This is a genomic window from Streptomyces sp. enrichment culture, assembly GCF_964273145.1.
Taxonomy (GTDB): domain Bacteria; phylum Actinomycetota; class Actinomycetes; order Streptomycetales; family Streptomycetaceae; genus Streptomyces.
Genome location: NZ_OZ186873.1, coordinates 710,042 through 730,745, shown reverse-complemented (window position 1 = coordinate 730,745; position 20,704 = coordinate 710,042). Strand labels below are relative to the sequence as shown.

23 protein-coding genes are annotated in these 20,704 nt (G+C 74.4%); 13 read left to right on the top strand and 10 right to left on the bottom strand.

Translation table 11 applies throughout. The annotated features are described in order from the left end of the window. Nucleotides 1-97: 97 nt before the first annotated feature. Nucleotides 98-1,225: an 8-amino-7-oxononanoate synthase gene (locus ACSU6Z_RS03345; protein ID WP_437042696.1), complete on the top strand. Its 1,128-nt coding sequence runs from the start codon at nt 98-100 to the stop codon at nt 1,223-1,225. A gap of 107 nt (nt 1,226-1,332) precedes the next feature. Here the strand turns inward: ACSU6Z_RS03345 and ACSU6Z_RS03340 are convergent, their stop codons facing one another. Continuing rightward, nucleotides 1,333-1,557, bottom strand: coding sequence for a DUF397 domain-containing protein (locus ACSU6Z_RS03340; protein WP_437021584.1), 225 nt, complete (start codon nt 1,555-1,557; stop codon nt 1,333-1,335). A 9-nt stretch (nt 1,558-1,566) separates the two neighbouring features. Continuing rightward, nucleotides 1,567-2,433 (bottom strand): helix-turn-helix domain-containing protein, encoded by an 867-nt coding sequence (locus ACSU6Z_RS03335; protein ID WP_437042694.1) that lies wholly within the window; start codon nt 2,431-2,433, stop codon nt 1,567-1,569. 212 nt (nt 2,434-2,645) lie between these two features. Here ACSU6Z_RS03335 and ACSU6Z_RS03330 point away from each other — a divergent pair, with 212 nt between their 5' ends. Further along, on the top strand, nt 2,646-3,110 hold the full coding sequence (locus ACSU6Z_RS03330; protein WP_437042692.1) for an ATP-binding protein: 465 nt from the start codon (nt 2,646-2,648) through the stop codon (nt 3,108-3,110). Nucleotides 3,111-3,862: 752 nt separating this feature from the next. Here ACSU6Z_RS03330 and ACSU6Z_RS03325 read toward each other — a convergent pair. Continuing rightward, nucleotides 3,863-4,333: a C40 family peptidase gene (locus ACSU6Z_RS03325; protein ID WP_437042691.1), complete on the bottom strand. Its 471-nt coding sequence runs from the start codon at nt 4,331-4,333 to the stop codon at nt 3,863-3,865. An 839-nt stretch (nt 4,334-5,172) separates the two neighbouring features. Here ACSU6Z_RS03325 and ACSU6Z_RS03320 point away from each other — a divergent pair. The 6 genes from ACSU6Z_RS03320 (at nt 5,173) to ACSU6Z_RS03295 (ending at nt 9,779) form a co-directional block, all read left to right on the top strand. Next, nucleotides 5,173-5,475, top strand: a complete 303-nt coding sequence (locus ACSU6Z_RS03320) for an urease subunit gamma (protein WP_437042689.1) — start codon at nt 5,173-5,175, stop codon at nt 5,473-5,475. Between the two features lie 12 nt (nt 5,476-5,487). Beyond that, nucleotides 5,488-5,799 (top strand): urease subunit beta, encoded by a 312-nt coding sequence (locus ACSU6Z_RS03315; protein ID WP_437042687.1) that lies wholly within the window; start codon nt 5,488-5,490, stop codon nt 5,797-5,799. Further along, nucleotides 5,792-7,513 carry an urease subunit alpha gene (locus ACSU6Z_RS03310; RefSeq protein WP_437042685.1) on the top strand — a complete coding sequence of 574 codons (1,722 nt, stop codon included), beginning with the start codon at nt 5,792-5,794 and terminating at the stop codon, nt 7,511-7,513. The genes ACSU6Z_RS03315 and ACSU6Z_RS03310 overlap by 8 nt, the downstream gene beginning before the upstream one ends. Beyond that, a complete protein-coding gene (locus ACSU6Z_RS03305) occupies nt 7,513-8,187 on the top strand; it encodes an urease accessory protein UreF (RefSeq protein ID WP_437042683.1) in 675 nt (224 codons plus the stop codon). The genes ACSU6Z_RS03310 and ACSU6Z_RS03305 overlap by 1 nt, the downstream gene beginning before the upstream one ends. A gap of 84 nt (nt 8,188-8,271) precedes the next feature. Continuing rightward, a complete protein-coding gene (gene ureG / locus ACSU6Z_RS03300) occupies nt 8,272-8,949 on the top strand; it encodes an urease accessory protein UreG (RefSeq protein ID WP_437042681.1) in 678 nt (225 codons plus the stop codon). Nucleotides 8,950-9,008: 59 nt separating this feature from the next. After that, nucleotides 9,009-9,779, top strand: a complete 771-nt coding sequence (locus tag ACSU6Z_RS03295) for an urease accessory protein UreD (RefSeq protein WP_437042679.1) — start codon at nt 9,009-9,011, stop codon at nt 9,777-9,779. A gap of 88 nt (nt 9,780-9,867) precedes the next feature. On the opposite strand, the gene gap is transcribed toward ACSU6Z_RS03295, so the two are convergent. The 3 genes from gap to ACSU6Z_RS03280 all read right to left on the bottom strand — a co-directional run bounded on the left by gap (nt 9,868) and on the right by ACSU6Z_RS03280 (nt 12,739). After that, nucleotides 9,868-10,866 (bottom strand): type I glyceraldehyde-3-phosphate dehydrogenase, encoded by a 999-nt coding sequence (gene gap, locus ACSU6Z_RS03290; RefSeq protein ID WP_437042677.1) that lies wholly within the window; start codon nt 10,864-10,866, stop codon nt 9,868-9,870. A gap of 107 nt (nt 10,867-10,973) precedes the next feature. Continuing rightward, nucleotides 10,974-11,930, bottom strand: a complete 957-nt coding sequence (locus ACSU6Z_RS03285; protein ID WP_437042675.1) for a GlxA family transcriptional regulator — start codon at nt 11,928-11,930, stop codon at nt 10,974-10,976. Nucleotides 11,931-12,010: 80 nt separating this feature from the next. Next, nucleotides 12,011-12,739 carry a lysophospholipid acyltransferase family protein gene (locus ACSU6Z_RS03280; RefSeq protein ID WP_437042672.1) on the bottom strand — a complete coding sequence of 243 codons (729 nt, stop codon included), beginning with the start codon at nt 12,737-12,739 and terminating at the stop codon, nt 12,011-12,013. 377 nt (nt 12,740-13,116) lie between these two features. Between ACSU6Z_RS03280 and ACSU6Z_RS03275 the strand changes: the two genes are divergently transcribed. Next, nucleotides 13,117-13,575, top strand: a complete 459-nt coding sequence (locus tag ACSU6Z_RS03275; RefSeq protein ID WP_437042670.1) for an RpiB/LacA/LacB family sugar-phosphate isomerase — start codon at nt 13,117-13,119, stop codon at nt 13,573-13,575. A gap of 73 nt (nt 13,576-13,648) precedes the next feature. On the opposite strand, the gene rocD is transcribed toward ACSU6Z_RS03275, so the two are convergent. The 3 genes from rocD to ACSU6Z_RS03260 all read right to left on the bottom strand — a co-directional run bounded on the left by rocD (nt 13,649) and on the right by ACSU6Z_RS03260 (nt 16,338). After that, nucleotides 13,649-14,872, bottom strand: a complete 1,224-nt coding sequence (gene rocD / locus ACSU6Z_RS03270) for an ornithine--oxo-acid transaminase (protein ID WP_437042669.1) — start codon at nt 14,870-14,872, stop codon at nt 13,649-13,651. Next, nucleotides 14,869-15,708: a dimethylargininase gene (ddaH, locus tag ACSU6Z_RS03265; protein WP_437042667.1), complete on the bottom strand. Its 840-nt coding sequence runs from the start codon at nt 15,706-15,708 to the stop codon at nt 14,869-14,871. The genes rocD and ddaH overlap by 4 nt, the downstream gene beginning before the upstream one ends. Nucleotides 15,709-15,834: 126 nt before the next feature. Continuing rightward, nucleotides 15,835-16,338, bottom strand: a complete 504-nt coding sequence (locus ACSU6Z_RS03260) for an Lrp/AsnC family transcriptional regulator (RefSeq protein WP_437042665.1) — start codon at nt 16,336-16,338, stop codon at nt 15,835-15,837. A gap of 77 nt (nt 16,339-16,415) precedes the next feature. Here ACSU6Z_RS03260 and ACSU6Z_RS03255 point away from each other — a divergent pair, with 77 nt between their 5' ends. Genes ACSU6Z_RS03255 through ACSU6Z_RS03240 form a run of 4 tightly spaced genes read left to right on the top strand, consistent with a single transcriptional unit; the run spans nt 16,416 to nt 20,483 of the window. Continuing rightward, nucleotides 16,416-17,180, top strand: a complete 765-nt coding sequence (locus ACSU6Z_RS03255; RefSeq protein WP_437042663.1) for a LytR/AlgR family response regulator transcription factor — start codon at nt 16,416-16,418, stop codon at nt 17,178-17,180. After that, a complete protein-coding gene (locus ACSU6Z_RS03250) occupies nt 17,177-17,563 on the top strand; it encodes a hypothetical protein (RefSeq protein WP_437042660.1) in 387 nt (128 codons plus the stop codon). The genes ACSU6Z_RS03255 and ACSU6Z_RS03250 overlap by 4 nt, the downstream gene beginning before the upstream one ends. Then, nucleotides 17,560-19,281 (top strand): cation acetate symporter, encoded by a 1,722-nt coding sequence (locus ACSU6Z_RS03245; protein WP_437042658.1) that lies wholly within the window; start codon nt 17,560-17,562, stop codon nt 19,279-19,281. The genes ACSU6Z_RS03250 and ACSU6Z_RS03245 overlap by 4 nt, the downstream gene beginning before the upstream one ends. Beyond that, nucleotides 19,278-20,483: a sensor histidine kinase gene (locus tag ACSU6Z_RS03240; protein WP_437042657.1), complete on the top strand. Its 1,206-nt coding sequence runs from the start codon at nt 19,278-19,280 to the stop codon at nt 20,481-20,483. Before ACSU6Z_RS03245 ends, ACSU6Z_RS03240 begins: the two co-directional genes overlap by 4 nt. Before the next feature lie 22 nt (nt 20,484-20,505). Here the strand turns inward: ACSU6Z_RS03240 and ACSU6Z_RS03235 are convergent, their stop codons facing one another. Beyond that, on the bottom strand, nt 20,506-20,679 hold the full coding sequence (locus ACSU6Z_RS03235; RefSeq protein WP_437042655.1) for a hypothetical protein: 174 nt from the start codon (nt 20,677-20,679) through the stop codon (nt 20,506-20,508). Between the last annotated feature and the right edge of the window lie 25 nt (nt 20,680-20,704).

Genomic DNA, 20,704 nt, shown 5'->3' with positions numbered 1-20,704 from the left:
GACGATTCACCGTGTGGGTGTCACCACACTTCGGGTGGCCGTCCCGGCCGCTAATGTCTGTGCACCGCCTACAAAACCCCGCACCCCCGGAGGACCCATGGCGTTCGGCTGGATCGACGAGCGGGCCGAGCTGCGCCGCCGCGCCGGGCTCGTACGGACTCTGCGTCCCCGCCCGGCCGGCACCCCGCTCCTCGATCTGGCGGGCAACGACTACCTGGGCCTGGCCCGGCACCCCGAGGTCGTCGAGGGCGCCGCCCGGGCCGCGCGGGACTGGGGCGGCGGGGCGACCGGCTCCCGCCTCGTCACCGGCACCACCGAGCTGCACACGGAGCTCGAACGCGAACTGGCCGCCTTCTGCGGCGCCGAGGCGGCCCTCGTCTTCTCCTCCGGCTACACCGCCAACCTCGCCGCCGTCACCGCGCTGGCACCGCACGGCTCGCTGATCGTGTCCGACGCCGGCAACCACGCCTCGCTGATCGACGGCTGCCGGCTGGCCCGCGGCACCACCCGGGTCGTGGCGCACGCCGATCCGGACGCGGTGCGCGAGGCGCTCCGGGCGCACGACGGGCCCGCCGTCGTGGTCTGCGACACGGTGTTCTCGGTCGACGGCGACGCCGCCCCGCTGGCACGCCTCGCCCGGGTGTGCCGGGAGCACGGTGCCGGGCTGGTCCTCGACGACGCGCACGGCCTCGGCGTACTCGGCGACGGCGGGCGCGGCGCCCCGCACGCGGCGGGACTCGCGGGCGCCGACGACGTCGTCGTGACGGTCACGCTGTCCAAGGCGCTCGGCAGTCAGGGGGGAGCCGTGCTCGGTCCCGCCCGGGTGATCGACCACCTGGTCAACACGGCCCGCACGTTCATCTTCGACACGGGACTCGCCCCCGCGGCGGCGGGCGCGGCCCTGGCGGCCCTCGGGCTGCTGCGCCGCGAGCCCCGGCGGGCGGCGCGGGCCCGTGCGGTGGCGGGCGAACTGCACGCGCGGCTGACCGCCGCGGGCCTGACGGCGGTGCGTCCGGACGCCGCGGTGGTCTCCGTGCGCGCGCCTTCGGCCGGGGACGCCGTGCGGTGGGCGGCCGAATGCCGGGCGGCGGGCCTGGCCGTGGGGTGTTTCCGTCCTCCCTCCGTACCCGACGGCGTCTCACGGCTCAGGCTGACCGCCCGTGCGGACCTGACCGGGGAGGAGCTCCGGCAGGCTGTGCGGGTGATCCGCCGGACGCGGCCGTGAGCCGACAGGGACACGGCCGCGTGCCGCGCGCTGCCCGGCGGGTCGGCCGGACGTGACGGGAGCGGGCGGAACCGGGCTCCCCGGCCCCGGGGCCACCCGCTCGGGGCTCACCGGAGCACGGAGAGGAAGTCGGCCCAGCTCCCCGGGGAGAAGAGCAGCGCGGGCCCGGCCGGGTCCTTGGAGTCGCGTACGGCGAGCAGTCCGGCCCAGGGGCCGGCGGCCGGCCGGGCGGTCTCGACGCAGTTGTTCGCGCCCGTGCTGTAGCTGCTGCGCAGCCACCGCACACCGGGCAGCCGGGTGCTGGAAGGGACGGTGCGAGGCAGTGCGGACATGGTGCCTCCTTACGCGCCGGCCGCTGTCGCGGCGATGAAATCCAACGAGTCCTCGGGCGAAAGGGCGTGGATCCCAAGGGCGTTGAAGGCCTCGGAGTAGGCCTCCAGGTCTTCTTTCCGTTCCAGATAGACGCTACTCGTCAAGTGGTCGAGAACGACCACATCCAGATCAGAAGTGCTCGAAAATGAGAAGATTACGAAAGAGCCGGTGACGCCGATGTGCGCCCCGGCGCCGAACGGCAGGACCTGCAGACGCACGTGAGGCAGCCGCGCCGCCTCCACCAGCCGCTCCAGTTGCCGGGCCATCACATCCGGCCCGCCCACCTCCCGGCGCAGCACCGCCTCGTCCAGCACGGCACGCAGTTCCAGCGGCGGATCCGCACGCAGCACGTCCTGCCGGGCCAGCCGCACCTCCACCAGCGCGTCCAGCCGTTCCTCCGACAGTCCGTCCACCGCGGCCCGCGTCACCGCCCGGGCGTACTCCGGCGTCTGCAGCAGCCCGGGGACGACGGTGGTCTCCAGCGTGCGCATCGCGCTCGCCTGGGACTCCAGGCTGATGAAGTCCCGGTACGTCGGCGGCAGCACTCCCCGATAGGCGTGCCACCAGTGGTGGTGCTGCCGTCCGGAGCCGCGGCCGGAGCCCGTCAGGACCAGGAGCAGGTCCCGCAGTTGCGGATCGGTCACGCCGTAGGCGTCCAGGAGTAACCGCACATCGGCCGGTTTGACACCGCTCGTCCCGGTCTCGATCCGGCTCACCTTGGACTGGTGCCAGCCCACGAGCCGGGCGGCCTCACCACTGGTGAGCCCGGCCGAGGCGCGCAACGCGCGCAGTTCGGCGCCCAGCTTCCGGCGGCGGACCGCGGGACCGTGCTGCATGGGCCTCTCCCTACTCCTCCCGGGCCGCCCGGATACGGTCTGCCGTCGCAGAGTTCACCGCATCGAGCGACAGATATATGCATATCCCGGTGGATCGCCGCCCTTCACCGGAGCGTGATGGCAGTCTGGCGGCGAAGCACCAGTCCGGGACCGTACTCGAACCATCCGGCTCCGCGCCGGGCTGCGGCCTCGCGGGAAGGGACGACGTCGCCATGGCAGACCACCTGGAAGCCTCCGTCACTCTGCCGAGCGATCCCGCCTCGGTCTCCGCCGCCCGGACCTACGTGGTCGGCACCCTGGCGGAGTGGGGCCTGCCGGCGGGCACGGAGGTGTCCGACACCATCCGGCTCATCGTCTCCGAACTGGCCACCAACGCGGTGCAGCACACCTTCGGCCAGTCGCCCACCTTCACGGTCGACCTCGTACTCGACCGCGAGGAACGGCTGTGCGTCGGCGTCACCGACAGCCACCCCCGGCTCCCCAGGCGGCTGCCCGCCGCCGTGCAGCAGGACAACGGCCGCGGCATGGTGATCATCCGCTGGCTGGCCGCCGAGTGCGGCGGCAGGCTGAGGATCCGGCCGACCCGCGAGGGCGGCAAGACCGTCTCCATCGAACTGCCCTGGACGGAACCGACCGAGCCGGTCACGGCCGTCCCCCGGCAGGAGCGGCGGCGCTGAACCGGCGCGTCCGGCCGAACGCGCCGCGCCGGCGGCACCCGGCGCGACGCGGCTCCTCGACCCCGTGCCGCCGGCGGACCGTCCGCGGACGGCCGCTCACCGGATGCCTCCGCCCGCCGGGCCGGCCGGGGGAGCGGTCCCCGCGGCCCGGAGCACGCGGGCGGGGCCGTCGCGCCCGCGGCCGGCCGCCACCGGCCCGGCCGGCCGTCACGTCCACCACGAGCGGCACCGGGCCGCAGAACGCCGGCACCCGCACACCGGGGCCGATGGCGGCCGGCCGCGGGGAGACCCGCACGGTGCGCGGCCCGGCGTCCCTCCGGAGGAGCGAGCGGCGCGGCCGGTGCCGTGAACGGCGCGGTGGCGGGACGGCGGGCAGTGGCGCGGGCGGCGCGGGGCGCCGGGGTCGGGGAAGCGGGAGGCGAACGCCGGGGGCGGCGGGGAGGACCCGGACCCCGGCCCGGGCGATCCGCGGCTTCCGGAGCGACCCGGCGAAGCAGCGGTCGGGCGCGCCGCGGCGGCGTCCCGTCGCGCGTGGTGCGGGGAGCCGGCCGTGGTGCGACGGGTGTCCACCGCAGGGCACGGCACCCGCGGGGACCCGCGCCCCCTTCCCGGCCCTCCCGGCCGTCTCACGCGGTCCCGGGGGCAGGCGCCGGGCGCGGCGCAGCCGGCCCCGGCTCCCGAGGGTCTCCTCGCGGTCGGAGGGGTGCCGCGGGGGTGGCGGCGAGTCGGGTCGCCGCCACCCCCGCGGCACGTCACTTGACCCGGCCGTACCAGACGCTCTTGGACCAGATCTTCTGGAGCCTCACCACGTCGCCGGTCTTCGGGGCGTGCCAGATCTTGCCCTTCCCGGCGTAGATCCCGACGTGGTACACGTTCCGGCCCGAATGGAAGAACACCAGGTCTCCGGCCCTGCGGCTCTTGGCGGAGATGTGACGGGTCTTGTTGTACTGCTGGGCGGCGGTGCGCGGCAGTTTCTTGCCGGCTTTCTTGAACGAGTACAGCGTCAGCCCGGAGCAGTCGAACCGGTACGGCCCGGTGGCACCGTACTTGTACGGTGCACCCTTCTTGGAGGCCGCGACCTGGAGGGCCTTGGTGGCCGGGGCCGCGGCGGCCTCGGAGGCGACGCCGGGCACCACGATCGAACCGCCGACGGCGGCGATGGTGAGAGCCGAGGCCGTACCGGCCCGGACCATGAGGGACGGGACACGATTGAGCGCAGTCATGCGCAACCCTTCGTCAGCCGCCTGTGAAGGATGACCTGTCGGATTCGGGCTGGCGAAGTTGCCCGGCCGCGTGGTGCGGCTTCACCCCAAGGGCTGCTCGGCCCGGCCGTGGCGTGACCGTTCCGGCGACCCGTCGTGCTTGGGTCCTCCACTCCTGCCGATCCACTTCCTGTCGACCGGTCATCCGGGCGGCGGCAGGACTCGGCGTCCGCCCGGACCGCCCCGCCGCGGTGGCGGGGGCTTGTCGTCAGAAAGGGATCTTGGCGCACTGAAGTCCGAAAATCCCAGCGGAACCGGGGATTTGTGTTGTTACTCACCACTCGCCCGTTCGGGTGAGCACCCCTGTGTTCGAGCTCCCGTCGAGGGTGTCGCCGAGCGCCGGACCAGCGGTGGAATCCGCTGTTCCATGGTGAGGCGCAGCAGGGGGCGCAACCGGCACACGCCCCGGGGAGCAGGAATTTCTCCACCGAAAGGAGGTACGCCGTTTGGCGCCTCCCGGCCCCGCCCGGACCCCGCGTCGACGCGGGATCCGGGCCGGGTGCCGGTACGTCAACTGTCGGGGAACGGCGGCAGCGTGACGCGGGCGGCGCGCTCCGCCCGCGACGCCGGGGAGCCGCACCGGTCGCGGTGGCGGAGCGCCGCGGTGCGGGAAGCACTCGCCCATGAGCGGGCAAAGGAGCGATCAAGAAGTAGCTCTGGGCAACTTGACTTGATCATCGCCGGGTTAACGTGACCGAAACCCGGTGCAACTAGCCTGCCGATCCGGCCACCTGCGCTGTTGCCCCGTGGCTGCGACATCCGGACCCCGCACGGTCCGGGCGAGGACTGTGAGGTGGGACGTGCAGCTGACCCCGCACGAGCAAGAGCGGCTACTGATCCACGTGGCGGCCGACGTCGCCGGGAAACGCCGGGCCCGCGGGGTGAAACTGAACCATCCCGAGGCGATCGCCCTCATCACCTCGCACATCCTCGAAGGCGCGCGCGACGGCCGTACCGTCGCCGAACTCATGTCCACCGGCCGCGAACTGCTCACCCGGGACGACGTCATGGACGGCGTCGCCGAGATGATCCACGACGTCCAGGTCGAGGCCACCTTCCCGGACGGCACCAAGCTCGTCACCGTCCACGACCCGATCGTCTGAGGCGGGGAGACGATGATTCCCGGAGAGATCCTGTTCGCCGACGAGCCGATCGCCTGCAACGCCGGCCGGGAGGTCACCCGGCTGACCGTGCTCAACGCCGCCGACCGGCCCGTCCAGGTCGGCTCCCACTACCACTTCGCCGAGGCCAACCCCGGCCTGGACTTCGACCGCGCCGCCGCGCGCGGCAAGCGGCTGAACATAGCCGCCGGCACGGCCGTGCGCTTCGAGCCCGGCATCCCGGTCGACGTCGAACTCGTCCCGCTCGCCGGCGCCCGCGTGGTGCCCGGGCTGCGCGGACGGACCGGAGGGGCCCTCGATGCCTGAGATCTCGCGCGCCGCCTACGCCGACCTGTTCGGCCCCACCACCGGCGACCGCATCCGGCTCGCCGACACCGACCTCCTGGTCGAGATCGAGGAGGACCGCGCCGGCGGTCCCGGACTCTCCGGCGAGGAGGCCGTCTTCGGCGGCGGCAAGGTCATCCGGGAGTCCATGGGCCAGTCCCGCGCCACCCGCGCCGAGGGCACCCCGGACACCGTCGTCACCGGCGCCGTGATCATCGACCACTGGGGCGTCGTCAAGGCCGACGTCGGCATCCGCGACGGCCGGATCACCGGCATCGGCAAGGCGGGCAACCCCGACACGATGGACGGCGTGCACCCGGACCTGGTCATCGGCCCGGAGACGGAGATCATCGCCGGCAACGGGCGGATCCTCACCGCCGGCGCCGTCGACGCGCACGTCCACTTCATCTGCCCCCAGGTCGCCGACGAGGCGCTGGCCTCCGGCATCACCACCCTGGTCGGCGGCGGCACCGGACCGGCCGAGGGCTCGAAGGCCACCACCGTCACCCCCGGTCCCTGGCACCTGGCCCGCATGCTGGAGGCGCTGGAGGCCTACCCCGTCAACATCGGCCTGCTCGGCAAGGGCAACACCGTCTCCCACGAGGCGATGCTGTCGCAGATCCGGGGCGGCGCGGCCGGCCTGAAGATCCACGAGGACTGGGGGGCGACCCCGGCCGCCATCGACGCCGCCCTCACCGTCGCCGACCGGACCGGCGTCCAGGTCGCCATCCACACGGACACCCTCAACGAGGCCGGTTTCGTGGGCGACACGCTCGCCGCGATCGACGGACGGGGCATCCACTCGTACCACACCGAGGGCGCGGGCGGCGGGCACGCCCCGGACATCATGACCGTGGTCTCCCAGCCGCACGTGCTGCCCAGCTCCACCAACCCGACCCGGCCGTTCACCGTCAACACCGTCGAGGAGCACCTCGACATGCTGATGGTCTGCCACCACCTCAACCCCGCCGTGCCGGAGGACCTGGCGTTCGCCGAGTCCCGCATCCGGCCGTCCACCATCGGCGCGGAGGACGTCCTGCACGACCTGGGCGCCATCTCGATCATCTCCTCCGACTCCCAGGCCATGGGGCGCGTCGGCGAGGTGATCCTGCGGACCTGGCAGACCGCGCACGTGATGAAGCGGCGCCGCGGCGCGCTGCCCGGCGACGGCCGGGCCGACAACCACCGCGTCCGCCGCTACGTCGCCAAGTACACGATCAACCCGGCCCTCGCCCAGGGCATGGCCCGCCAGATCGGCTCCGTCGAGACCGGCAAACTAGCCGACCTGGTGCTGTGGGAGCCGGCGTTCTTCGGCGTCAAACCGCTCCTCGTCCTCAAGGGCGGGCAGATCGCCTACGCGCAGATGGGCGACGCCAACGCCTCCATCCCGACCCCGCAGCCGGTTCTGCCGCGCCCGATGTACGGCGCGATCGGCCGGGCGCCCGCCGCCAACTCCGTCAACTTCGTCGCCCCCCTGGCGATCGAGGACGGGCTGCCCGAGCGGCTGGCGCTCGGCAAGCGGTTCGTGGCGATCGACTCCACACGCGGCGTCACCAAGGCCGACATGCGGCAGAACGACGCCCGGCCCGACGTGCGGATCGACCCCGACAGTTTCGCCGTCCACATCGACGGCGAGCTCGTCGAGGCGGAACCGGCCGCCGAACTGCCCATGGCCCAGCGTTACTTCCTCTTCTGATGACCAGGGCGGCACTCCTGGTCCTGGCCGACGGCCGCTTCCCCGCCGGGGGGCACGCGCACTCCGGCGGCGCCGAGGCGGCCGTACGGGCCGGGCGGATCACCGGCGCGGCGAGCCTGGAGGACTTCTGCCGGGGGCGGCTGCACACGACGGGGCTCGTCGCCGCCGCCCTGGCGGCGGCCGCCGTGCTCGGCGCCGATCCGGTCGAGCTGGACGCGGCGGCGGACGCCCGCACGCCGTCGCCCGCGCTGCGCCTCACCGCGCGCCGGCTGGGCCGCCAGCTGATGCGGGCCGCCCGCGCGACCTGGCCCGCGCCCGAACTCGACGCCCTGGCACGGGTCTTCCCCAAGGGCGCCCACCAGCCGGTCGTCCTCGGGCTCACGGCACGCGCGGCGGGACTCGCACCGGCGGACGCCGCGTACTGCGCGGCGTACGAGAGCGTCAGCGGGCCCGCCACCGCGACGGTGCGGCTGCTGAGCCTGGACCCCTTCGACGCCACCGGGGTGCTGGCCCGGCTGGCGCCGGAGCTGGACCGCGTCGCGGACCAGGCGGTGGAGGCGGCGCGCGGGGTCCTCGCCGAGGGGACCGGCGCCCTGCCCGCCGCGTCCGCGCCGCTGCTGGAGATCGCGGCCGAGCAGCATGCCGCCTGGCCCGTCCGCCTGTTCGCGTCGTAGGAGGCCCCCCCGTCCCGCCGCCCCCTCCCCACCGTTGCCTTCCCACGGGCCGGGCCGCGCGGCCCGGCCGAGACAGGAGCCGCCATGCACCTCGACCACTCCCACGACGGACCCGCCGCCGTCGGCGCCGACGCCCACCGCCCCGACGGCACCCGCCGCGCCCTGCGCGTCGGCCTCGGCGGGCCCGTCGGATCCGGCAAGACCGCCACCGTGGCCGCCCTGTGCCGGGCGCTGCGCGACGAGCTGTCCCTCGCCGTCGTCACCAACGACATCTACACGCGCGAGGACGCCGAGTTCCTGCTCCGCGAGGCGGTGCTGCCCCCCGAGCGCATCAGCGCCGTGGAGACCGGCGCCTGCCCGCACACCGCGATCCGGGACGACATCTCCGCCAACCTCGAAGCGGTGGAGGACCTGGAGGACGCGGTCGGGCCGCTGGACCTGATCCTGGTGGAGTCCGGAGGGGACAACCTCACCGCCACCTTCTCCAAGGGGCTCGTCGACGCGCAGGTCTTCGTCATCGACGTGGCCGGCGGGGACGACATCCCGCGCAAGGGCGGGCCCGGCGTCGGCACCGCCGACCTGCTCGTCGTCAACAAGACCGACCTCGCCCCGTACGTCGGCTCCGACCTGGCGCGGATGGCGGCCGACGCCAAGGCGCAGCGCGGCGAACTGCCGGTCGTCTTCCAGTCGCTGCGCGGCAGGAACGGCGTGCGCGACGTCGCCGACTGGGTGCGTGCCCGGCTGGCCGCGTGGACGGCGTGATCACGGCGCCCGGGACGGCTGTGACGTCCGGGACGCCCGGTACGGCCAGGGCGACCGGTGTGTCCGTACGGGCCGGCGCGCGGATCCTCGCCCGGCCCGACGGGCGGGGCGGGACGGCCCTGCCCGTCCTGGACGGCGAGGGGCCGCTGGCGCTGCGGCGCGTCCGGGCGAGCGGCGCCGAGGCCCGTGTGATGCTCGTCGGAGCGATGAGCGGACCGCTGGGCGGCGACCACCTCACCGTGACGGCGGACGTGGCCGAAGGCGCCCGGCTGCGGGTCGGTTCGGCCGCCGCCACCCTCGCCCTGCCGGGGCAGGCCGAGGGCGAGGCGCGCTACGACGTCCGGCTGACCGTGGCGGACGGGGCCGAACTGCACTGGCTGCCCGAACAGCTGATCTCCGTGCGGGGCAGCGACCTCACCGTCACCACGCACGTGGAGCTCGCCGCGTCCGCCCGGCTCGTGCTCCGCGAGGAACAGGTGCTCGGGCGCGCCGGAGAGGAAGCGGGGCGGCTCACCAGCCGTCTCACCGTCCGGATCGCCGGCCGGTGCGTCCTCGACCAGCAGCTGGCCTGCGGGCCCGGGGCGCCGGGCGGCTGGGACGGGCCGGCCGTGCTGGCGGGACACCGGGCCGTCGGCCAAGCCGTCGTCGTACGGCCCGGGTTCGCCGGGCACCCGCCGCCGGCGCGCCCGGTCGGCGACGGCGCGGCCGTAATCCCGCTCGCCGGGCCCGCCGTGCTGGTCACCGCCGTCGCACCGGACGCCCTGCGGCTCAGGCGCCTGCTGGACGAGGGCCTGCGGTCCCTCCGCAGCCGTACGGGAACGGGGCCGTGACCGGGCACTTCGGCTGCCCGGCCGGCCGGCACCCGTGGAGGCGCCGGCCGGCCGGGCGGCCGCGGGCGGGGTACCGGCCGGCGCCCGGTCAGCGGGCGGCGAGGAGCTCCAGCGTGTCGATCACGCGGTTCGAGAAGCCCCACTCGTTGTCGTACCAGGCGACCACCTTGACGTGGCGGCCGTCGACGCGGGTGAGGGCCGAGTCGAAGATCGACGAGGCGGGATTGCCCGTGATGTCGGACGACACGAGCGGGTCCTCCGAGTACTCGAGGACGCCGGCGAGCGGCCCCTGCGCCGCGGCGCGGTACGCCGCCAGCACGTCGTCGCGCGTCACGTCGCGGGCGACGGTCGTGTTGAGTTCGACGATCGAGCCCACCGGCACCGGTACGCGGATCGAGTCGCCCGACAGCTTGCCGTCGAGGTTCGGCAGCACCAGCCCGATCGCCTTGGCGGCGCCGGTCGTGGTCGGCACGATGTTGACGCCGGCGGCCCGGGCGCGACGAGGGTCGCGGTGCGGGCCGTCCTGCAGGTTCTGCTCCTGCGTGTAGGCGTGCACGGTCGTCATGAACCCGTGCTCGATACCGGCGAGTTCGTCGAGGACCGCGGCCAGCGGCGCGAGGGCGTTGGTGGTGCAGGAGGCGTTCGAGACGATCGTGTGCGCGACCGGGTCGTAGGCGTCGGTGTTGACCCCGAACGCGAGCGTGACGTCGGCACCCTCCGACGGGGCGCTGACGAGCACCTTCCTCGCGCCGGCGTCGAGGTGGGCGCGGGCGGCCTTCGCCGAGGTGAAGCGGCCGGTGGCTTCCAGGACGATGTCGACGCCGAGTCCGGCCCACGGCAGCCGCTCCGGTTCGCGCTCGGCCAGCACCGTGATCCGGCGGCCGTCGACGACGAGGGCGTCCCCGTCGACGGTCACCGGCCGTCCGAGCCGGCCGGCCGTGCTGTCGTAGGCGAGCAGCCGGGCGAGAGCGGCGGGCTCCGTCAGGTCGTTGACGGCGACGATCTCGAGGGCGCTGTCCCGTTCGAGCAGTGCGCGCAGCACATTGCGCCCGATGCGGCCGAATCCGTTGATGGCGATGCGAGTCATGAGTGGTGTCCCTTCCCTTCGCCACCAGGCTCGCCCGCGGCCGGTGCCGCTGACAGTGGCGGGATCGCCACGGTTCAAAAGGATCTCGCCACGCGCTGCCGGGCGGGTCACCCGCCCCGGGTGAAGGTGCGCCGGTACTCGCTCGGTGTGGTGCCGAGGATGCGCTGGAAGTGCAGGCGCAGGTTCGCGCCGGTGCCCAGACCGACGTCGGCCGCTATCTGCTCGACGCTGCGCTGCGAGCGTTCGAGCAGTTCGCGGGCGAGGTCGATGCGGGCGCGCATCACCCACTGCATCGGCGTGTAGCCGGTCTCCTCGACGAAGCGCCGGGAGAACGTGCGCGGCGACACCCCCGCCTGCCGCGCCAGTATGTCGAGGGTGAGGGGCTCGCCGAGCCGGTGCAGCGCCCACTCGCGGGTGGCGCCGAAGCGCTCGCCGAGCGGTTCGGGGACGCTGCGCGGCACGTACTGGGCCTGGCCGCCGCTGCGGTAGGGGGCCGCGACCAGGCGCCGGGCCGCGTGGTTGGACGCGGCCACCCCGAGGTCGCCGCGCAGGATGTGCAGGCACAGGTCGATGCCGGAGGCGGCGCCGGCCGAGGTGAGCACGCTGCCCTCGTCGACGAACAGCACGTTCTCGTCGACCCGGACGAGCGGGTGCCTGGCCGCGAGGGCCCGCGTGTAGTGCCAGTGCGTCGTGGCGCGCCTGCCGTCGAGCAGGCCGGTGGCGGCGAGCGCGAAGGCGCCCGTCGAGATGGCGGCGAGCCGCGCGCCCCGGTCGTGGGCGGCCACCAGCGCGTCGACGACGGCCCGCGGCGGGTCGTCGCGGTCCGGGTGCCGGTAGCCGGGGACGAAGACGATGTCGGCCCACGCGAGGGCGCCGAGACCGTGGGCGACGTAGTACGCGAGGCCGTCGCCGCCGGTCACGAGGCCGGGTGCCGCCCCGCACACCCGCACCTCGTACGGCATGCTCGCGCGGGTCGTGAAGACCTGCGCGGGAATTCCGACATCGAGCGGTTTCGCGCCCTCGAGCACGAGGACGGCGACACGATGCAGGCGGGAGGCTGGCACGGAAAGAGGTTACGCGGGGCGCGACTTCGGTACGTCCGCCTGCCGGCGGCGGACCGCCCGGCCTCCCGGAGGGGCAGGGGCTAACCGCGCGGCGCCCGCCGCGCCCGGCGCCCCTTCGCCGCCCGCTCCCGCCGCGCCGCCTCGGCCTTGACCTCGGCCGCGTACCGGTCGACGTACTCCTGCCCGGACAGCGACAGGATCGCGTACATGATCTCGTCGGTGACCGCGCGCAGCACGGCCCTCTCCTGTTCCAGTCCGGCGTAGCGGGTGAAGTCGAGCGGCTCACCGAAGCGGATGGTCACGGGGCGGACGCGGGGGAGCTTCCTGCCCGGCGGCTGCGCCTCGAACGTGCCGATCATCGCGCAGGGCACCACCGGCACCCCGGCCCTGAGGGCCATCACCGCCACGCCGACCTTGCCCTTGTACAGCCGGCCGTCGTGCGAACGCGTGCCCTCCGGGTAGATGCCGAGCAGCTCGCCCCTGCCCAGCACCCCGAGGCCCTCCCGGACGGCGGCCTGCCCCGCCTCCTTGCCGGAACGGTCGACGGGGATCTGCCCCGCGCTGCGGAAGAAGGCCGCGGTCAGCCGTCCCTTGAGACCCGGTCCCGTGAAGTACTCGGCCTTCGCCAGGAAGGTGATGCGCCGCTTGAGCACGGCGGGCATGAGGAAGTGGTCCGAGAACGACAGGTGGTTTCCGGCGACGATCGCCGCGCCCGACGAGGGGACGTGGTCCAGGCCCTCGATCCGGGGGCGGAAGAGCAGCCGCAGCAGCGGGCCCAGCAGCACGTACTTGAGCAGGTGGTAGAACACGGCTCACCTCTTACTCCATCGGGACCGCTCGGCATCGCTGTGGGCTTGTCCGGAGCCAGGACCGGGAAAGCCGGCGCACACGCGCCTGTAGTCATCTGTGACCCCGTACGGCCGGGCTCATGCTGGCCCGCCGCCGGGTTTCCCGGAGGACGGCGGCCGGTCGCTCGGCGGCAGTGGTGCCCGGGGCGGCGCGGGGGTCGCGCCGGCAAGGAGGAAGGGCCCTCGGCCGGCGAGGACGACAGCGGACACGGTCCGGCTGTGATGTCCTCCCGACCGACCGTGGCGTACCGCACCGGCCCGAAGGCGCGGCGGCGGTTCCCGTGGCGGGGCACCGCCGGCCGGCGCGGGTCCGGGCCGGGGCCGGTAGGCTCCCGCCCATGCGGATCTCCGTCTCCTCCGACATGGACGAACCCGTCGCCCGCCTCCTCGTCGAGGAACTGCGCCGGCGCGGCCACGAGGTGGTCCCGCACGGTGCGCTGCACCCCGGCGAGGACAGCCGGTGGGCGGTGTGCTCGGAGCGGGCGGCCCGGGAGGTCGCCGCCGGGCTGGCCGACCAGGCCGTGGTGTGCTGCTGGACCGGGACCGGCGCGTCGATCGCCGCCAACAAGGTGCCCGGCGTCCGCGCGGCCCTGTGCACCGACGCCTACACGGCGGACGGCGCCCGCCGCTGGAACGACGCCAACGTCCTCGCGCTCAGCCTCCGGCTGACCTCCGGGCCCCTGCTGGAGGAGATCCTCGACGCCTGGTTCGCGGGCACGGCCGGCGACGAGGAGGAAGACCGGGAGAACGTGGCGCACGTGAAGCGGCTCGACCGGGACGGCCGGGCCCTTCCGTAGCGGGCCCGCGTCCGGGAGCCGGCGCCACCCGGCCCCCGGACCGCCTCCGCGGCCGAGGGCGGACCCGCGCCGGTCAGGCGGCCAGCACCTTCTCCAGCGCCCCCAGAGCCTGCCGCAGCTCGTCCTCGGTGACGGTCAGCGGCGGCGCCAGGCGGATCGTGGAGCCGTGGGTGTCCTTGACGAGGATGCCCTCCCGCATCAGGCGCTCGCTGACCTCGCGGCCGGTGCCGAGGGCCGGGTCGACGTCGACGCCCGCCCACAGGCCGCGCGCCCGGAAACCGACGACGCCCTTGCCGACCAGCGCCTCCAGGCCCTCGCGCAGCACCACGCCCAGCTCGGCCGCCCGGCGCTGGAACCCGCCCGTCTCCAGCAGCTCCACCACCGCCGTGCCGACCGCCGCGGCCAGCGGATTGCCGCCGAACGTCGAGCCGTGCTCGCCCGGCCGCAGCACCCCCAGCACCTCCCGGCTCCCGACCACCGCCGACACCGGCACGATGCCGCCGCCCAGCGCCTTGCCGAGCAGGACGAGGTCCGGGACGACGGACTCGTGCTCGACGGCCAGCGTGCGCCCGGTGCGCCCGAGGCCGGACTGGATCTCGTCCGCGACGAACAGGCAGCCCGCGCGGCGGGTCAGCTCCCGTACGCCGCTCAGGTAGCCGTCGTCCGGGACGACGACGCCCGCCTCGCCCTGGACCGGTTCGATCAGCACGGCCGCCGTCGTCTCGTCGACCGCCGCCTCCATCGCCGCCAGGTCGTTGTACGGCACGATCCGGAAGCCCGGCGCGAACGGGCCGAAGCCCGACCGCGCCGTCTCGTCCGTCGAGAAGCCGACGATCGTCGTCGTACGGCCGTGGAAGTTGTCCGCCGCGACCACGATCGTGGCCCGGCCGTCCGGGACGCCCTTCACCTCGTACGCCCACTTGCGGGCCACCTTGATGCCGCTCTCCACCGCCTCCGCGCCGGTGTTCATCGGCAGCACCATGTCCTGGCCGGTCAGCGCGGCGAGCCGTTCGGCGAAGGCGGCGAGCCGGTCGTTGTGGAAGGCCCGGGAGGTGAGGGTGAGCCGGTCGAGCTGGCGGTGGGCCGCCTCGATCAGCGCCGGGTGGCGGTGGCCGAAGTTGAGCGCCGAGTACCCGGCGAGCATGTCGAGGTAGCGGCGGCCCTCCACGTCCTCCACCCAGGCGCCCTCGGCGCGGGCGACGACCACGGGCAGCGGGTGGTAGTTGTGCGCGAGGACGGGCTCCTCGGCGCGGATGAGCTCCTCCGAGCTGCGCGTGCGGTCGGCGGATGCGGTCATGAGCGGTTCTCCCGGATCTCCTGGGTGCAGCACTTGATGCCACCGCCGGCCTTGTGGAACTCGGACAGGTCGACGGGGACGGGGACGTAGCCGCGCTCGGCGAGCCGGCCGGCGAGGGCGGTCGCCCCCGGCGAGATGAACACGTGACGTCCGTCGCAGACGGAGTTGAGCCCGAACGCCAGGGCGTCCTCGCGGGTGGCGGTCACCGCGTCCGGGTACAGCCGGGCGAGCACCTCGCGGCTGCCCGGCGAGAACGCCTCGGGGTGGTAGGCGATGTTCCCGTCGCCCCCCTCGCTCCCGTCGTCGAGGACGAACAGCGCCGTGTCCAGGTGGTAGAAGTACGGGTCCACGAGCGTCAGGCCGATCACCGGGATGCCGAAGAACTCCTGCGCCTCCCGGTGGGCCTTCCGGGTGGTGCGGAACCCGGTTCCGGCGAGGATCCAGCGGCCCGCGAACACCAGGTCCCCCTCGCCCTCGCAGACCGACTCGGGGTGGTGGACCTCGAACCCCGCCTGCTTGAACCACGCCTCGTAGGGCACGGACTCGGGGCGGCGTTCGGGCGCGTGGAAGAGGGAGCCGAAGACCCGGCCCTCCACCACGACGGCCGCGTTGGCGGCGAAGACCATGTCCGGCAGGCCGGGCACCGGCGCCACGGTCTCCACGGTGTGGCCGTGGGCGCGGTAGGTGTCGACCAGCGCCTGCCACTGGTCCAGGGCGCGGATGACGTCCACGGGTTCGCCGGGCCGCATCCAGGGGTTGATCGCGTACTGCACGGCGAAGTGTCTGGGTTCGCAGACGAGGAAGCGCCGCCGGCGCGGCACACGGGAGTCGGACACAGAGGGGTGCCTCCGCTTCCTGACGGTGAGTGACTGGGCGATGACACCACGGTAGGAACCGGCGGAGACAGGCGACAAGCGACAAGAGCTGCGTGTCGGCGCAGCAATACTGCGTTGTTCCCCGGCTCAGCGCAGGTCTGCTGCGTGCCGGGGCGCGGGATGGCTGGCTCCGGCCTCCGGACTCTCCGGGATCAGATGGGACAGCACCATCACGCTGATCGTCTTCCGGATGAACGGCTCCGCGCGGATCCGCTCCAGCACCTCCTCGAAGTGCTCCACGTCCCGCGCCCGCACGTGCAGCAGCGCGTCCGCCCCGCCGGTCACCGTCATCGCCGCCGTGATCTCCGGATGGTTGCGCACCACCTCCGCCAGCCGCCGCGGCGGCGCCGCGCCCTCGCAGTACACCTCCACGTACGCCTCCGTGCGCCAGCCCAGCGCCGACGGCTTCACCGTCGCCGTGAACCCGGTGATCACCCCGGTCTCCCGCAGCCGGTCCACCCGGCGCTTGACCGCCGTCGCCGACAGTCCCACGTCCGTGCCGATCTCGGCGAAAGACGTCCTGGCGTTCGCCATCAACGCGGTGATGATCTTCCGGTCGAGCTCGTCGAAGGGCGCCGGCCTGCTGTTCATGCGGGCACTGTATCCAGCACCGGCGTCCGCACCGGACACGTGTGCAGGCGTACGGATTGCTCCTAGACTCCACGTTCATGCTGCGCGCCCTCGCCGTCGACGACGAACGCCCCTCCCTGGAGGAGGTGCTCTACCTGCTCAACGCCGACCCCCGGATCGGCAGCGCGGAGGGCGCCGGCGACGCGACCGAGGCACTGCGCCGCATCAACCGCGCGCTGGCCTGCGGCCCCGACGGGCCCGACGCACTCGACGTGGTCTTCCTCGACATCCGGATGCCGGGCCTGGACGGCCTGGACCTCGCCCGGCTGCTGACCGGCTTCGCCCGGCCGCCGCAGGTCGTGTTCGTCACCGCCCACGAGGACTTCGCCGTGCAGGCCTTCGACCTCAAGGCCGTCGACTACGTCCTCAAGCCCGTCCGCCGGGAACGGCTGGCGGAGGCGGTCCGCCGCGCCGCCGAACGGTGCGCCGCCGGCCCGCCCGGCGCCGTGCCCCGCATCCCGGTGCACGAGCCCGACCCCGACCACCTCCCCGTCGAGCTCGGCGGCGTCACCCGTTTCGTCGCCGTCGACGACATCACCCACGTCGAGGCCCAGGGCGACTACGCCCGCCTGCACACCGCCCGGGGCAGCCACCTCGTCCGCATCCCGCTGTCCACCCTGGAGGAGCGCTGGCGCTCCCGCGGCTTCGTCCGCATCCACCGCCGCCACCTGGTCGCCCTGCGTCACATCGGCGAACTCCGCCTGACCGCGGGCGCCGTCAGCGTCCTGGTCGGCGGCGAGGAACTCCAGGTCAGCCGGCGGCACGCCCGCCAGCTGCGGGACCTGCTGATGAGGAGGGCGTGACGGTGCCGCACCAGGAATCCGCCCCGCGCCGCGTCGTCGTCACCGGCCCGCCCCGCCGCCCCCGCCGCGTCCCGGGCCCCCACCGCCCGCGCACCGAGATCGACGAGCAGACCACCCTCGGCCACACCTACGTCCGCTCCCTGATGCGCACCCAGCTGCGCGCCGCCCTCGCCGCCCTGGCGGTGCTCGGGCTGCTCGTCGGCCCGCTGCCGCTGTTGTTCGCGGCGCTGCCCGGGGCCCGCGGCGCGCAATGGGCCCTCCTCGGCTTCGGCCTGTACCTCCCCTTCGTCCTCCTCGCCCGCTGGTACGTGCGCCGCGCCGAACGCAACGAACGCGACCTCGTCCGCCTGGTCGAGGACCGTGAGGCCCCGCACCCGCCGTGAACTCCGGTTACGCCGTCACCGCCGTCGCCCTCGTCGTCGTCGCGACCGTCCTCGTGGGCGCCTTCGGCCTGCGCATCTCCCGCACCACCTCCGACTTCTACGTCGCCTCCCGCACCGTCGGCCCCCGCCTGAACGCCGCCGCCGTCAGCGGCGAGTACCTCTCCGCCGCGTCCTTCCTCGGCATCGCCGGCCTGGTCCTCGTCCAGGGCCCCGACATGCTCTGGTACCCGGTCGGCTACACCGCCGGCCACCTGGTCCTGCTCCTGTTCGTCGCCGCCCCGCTGCGCCGCTCGGGCGCCTACACCCTGCCCGACTTCGCCGAGGCCCGCCTCGCCTCCCCGGCGGTACGGCGCCTCGCCGGGGCCTTCGTCGTCGGTGTCGGCTGGCTCTACCTGCTGCCCCAGCTCCAGGGCGCCGGACTGACGCTGACCGTGCTGACCGGGGCGCCCGACTGGCTGGGCGCCGTAATCGTCGCCGTCGTCGTCACCGCGATCGTCGCGGCCGGCGGCATGCGCAGCATCACCTTCGTCCAGGCCTTCCAGTACTGGCTGAAACTGACCGCCCTGCTCGTCCCCGCCCTCTTCCTGGTCCTGGCCTGGCAGGGCGACGGCGCCCCCCACCGGGCCTTCGACGAACCGGCCGCCTTCCGCGACCAGCGCACCGTCCGCGTCGACGACACGCTCACCCTCGACCTGAAGGCCCCCCTGACCGTCACGGTCGAGGGCACCGTCGACGGCCGCACCCACGACGGCACCCGCCTGGACCTGCCCGCCGGAACCCACCGCGTCGAACGCGGCACCCGCCTCACCTTCACCCCCGGTACCGCCGTCCCCGGCGCCGGACGCACCACCGGCGACGCCCTGTCACCGTCCTGGGCCGAGAGCCGCGAGGACCGCCCCCTGTACGCCACCTACGGGCTGATCCTCGCCACCTTCCTCGGCACCATGGGCCTGCCGCACGTCGTGGTCCGCTTCTACACCAGCCCGCACGGCGTCGCCGCCCGCCGCACCACCGTCGCCGTCCTCGCCCTGATCGGCGCCTTCTACCTGCTGCCGCCCCTCTACGGAGCACTCGGCCGCCTCTACGCCCCCGAACTCGCCCTCACCGGCGACGCGGACGCCGCCGTCCTGCTGCTGCCCGGCCGGGCCGTCGGGGGAGCGGGCGGCGACCTCCTGGGCGCCCTGGTGGCCGGGGGCGCCTTCGCCGCGTTCCTGTCCACGGCGTCCGGCCTGACCATGGCCGTGGCGGGCGTCCTCACCCAGGACGTGCTGCCCGCGCGCGGCGTCCGGCACGTACGGAGCTTCCGGCTCGGCACACTGCTCGCCATGGCCGTCCCGCTCGCGGCGAGCGTCCTGGTCGGCGGACTGCCGGCCGCCGACGCCGTCGGCCTCGCCTTCGCCGTGTCCGCCTCCTCCTTCTGCCCGCTGCTCGTCCTCGGCATCTGGTGGCGGCGGCTCACCCCGCCCGGCGCCGCGGCCGGGATGCTGGTCGGCGGCGGCTCGGCCCTGGCCGCCGTCGCCGCCACCATGGCGGGCCTCCCCGGCGGCGGGGTGCCGCACGCCCTGCTGGCCTGGCCCGCGCTGTGGTCGGTACCGCTGGCCTTCCTCACCATGGCGCTGGTCTCGCTGGCCACACCGGGCCGGGTCCCGGCCGGGACGGCGGCGATCCTGGCCCGCTTCCACCTGCCCGAGGACCTGCGCGAGGAGGTGGCGCCGTGAGCGGTTTCCTGGCCGGGCTGTGCGCGGCCGTGCTGCCGCTGCTGGCGGCCGGATTCTGGCTGGGACGCCGTACGGCACGGCCCGCGAGCCTCGCCGGGCTCGGCACCCCCGTCGAGCACGCCACCTTCCAGACCCTGCACACCGCCTCCCTGGCCGCGCCCCCGCTGCGGGCGGGCCTGACGGAGGAGACCGCCCGCAAGGCGGCGCGCACCCTGCGCTCCCTGCTCGGCACCCACGCCCTGTGCCTGACGGACACCGAGGGGGTCCTGGTCTGGGACGGCGCGGGCGCCCACCACCGCACCGCGGTCATGGAGCGCCTCGCCGGCCCGCTGCGCACCGGCCGGGGCGAGGCGTTCCCCCTCGCCTGCGACGACCCCGACTGCGCGGTGCGCTGGGCCGTCGTCGCCCCCCTCACCGTCGACGACCGGGTGCACGGGGCGCTCGTCGCCTGCGCGCCCCGCGAGTCGGCCGTCCTGGTCCGGGCGGCCGGGGAGGTGGCCCGCTGGGTCTCCGTCCAGCTGGAGCTGGCGGACCTCGACCGGTCCCGCACCCGCCTCATCGAGGCCGAGATCAAGGCCCTGCGCGCCCAGATCTCCCCGCACTTCGTCTTCAACTCGCTCTCGGTGATCGCCTCGTTCGTCCGCACCGACCCCGAACGCGCCCGCGAGCTGCTCCTGGAGTTCGCCGACTTCACCCGCTACTCGTTCCGCCGGCACGGCGACTTCACCACCCTCGCCGAGGAGCTCCACGCCATCGACCACTACCTGGCGCTGGTCCGGGCACGCTTCGGCGACCGCCTGGCCGTCACCCTCCAGATCGCCCCCGAGGTACTGCCGGTCGCCCTGCCCTTCCTCTGCCTCCAGCCCCTGGTCGAGAACGCCGTCAAGCACGGCCTGGAGGGCACGTCCGGCACCCGTCACATCCGGATCACCGCGCAGGACGCGGGCGCCGAGGCGCTCGTCGTCATCGAGGACGACGGCGCCGGGATGGACCCCGGCCTGCTGCGCCGCATCCTCGCGGGCGAAGGGAGCCCCTCGGGCGGCATCGGCCTGTCCAACGTCGACGACCGCCTCCGCCAGGTCTACGGAGACGGACACGGCCTGGTAGTCGAGACCGCCGTCGGCGCGGGCATGAAGATCACCGTCCGGCTGCCCAAGTACCAGCCGGGCGTGCACCCGGCGGCCCGGCCCGGCCGCGCGTGAGCCGCCGGCGCTCCCCGTGGCCTCAGGTGCTCCGGGTGGTGGCGATCATGCCGAGGGTGACCAGGCCCAGGACGACCCAGCCGAACCACAGCCAGCCGTTGCTGCCGAGCGCCACCGTGTAGGCCGTCACCGCGACGAGACCGCCGACGGTGAGCACCCCCATCGTCTTCGTTGAACCGTCCGTGGAACCGGGCATCACGCCACCCTCCTCATGGTCCGTT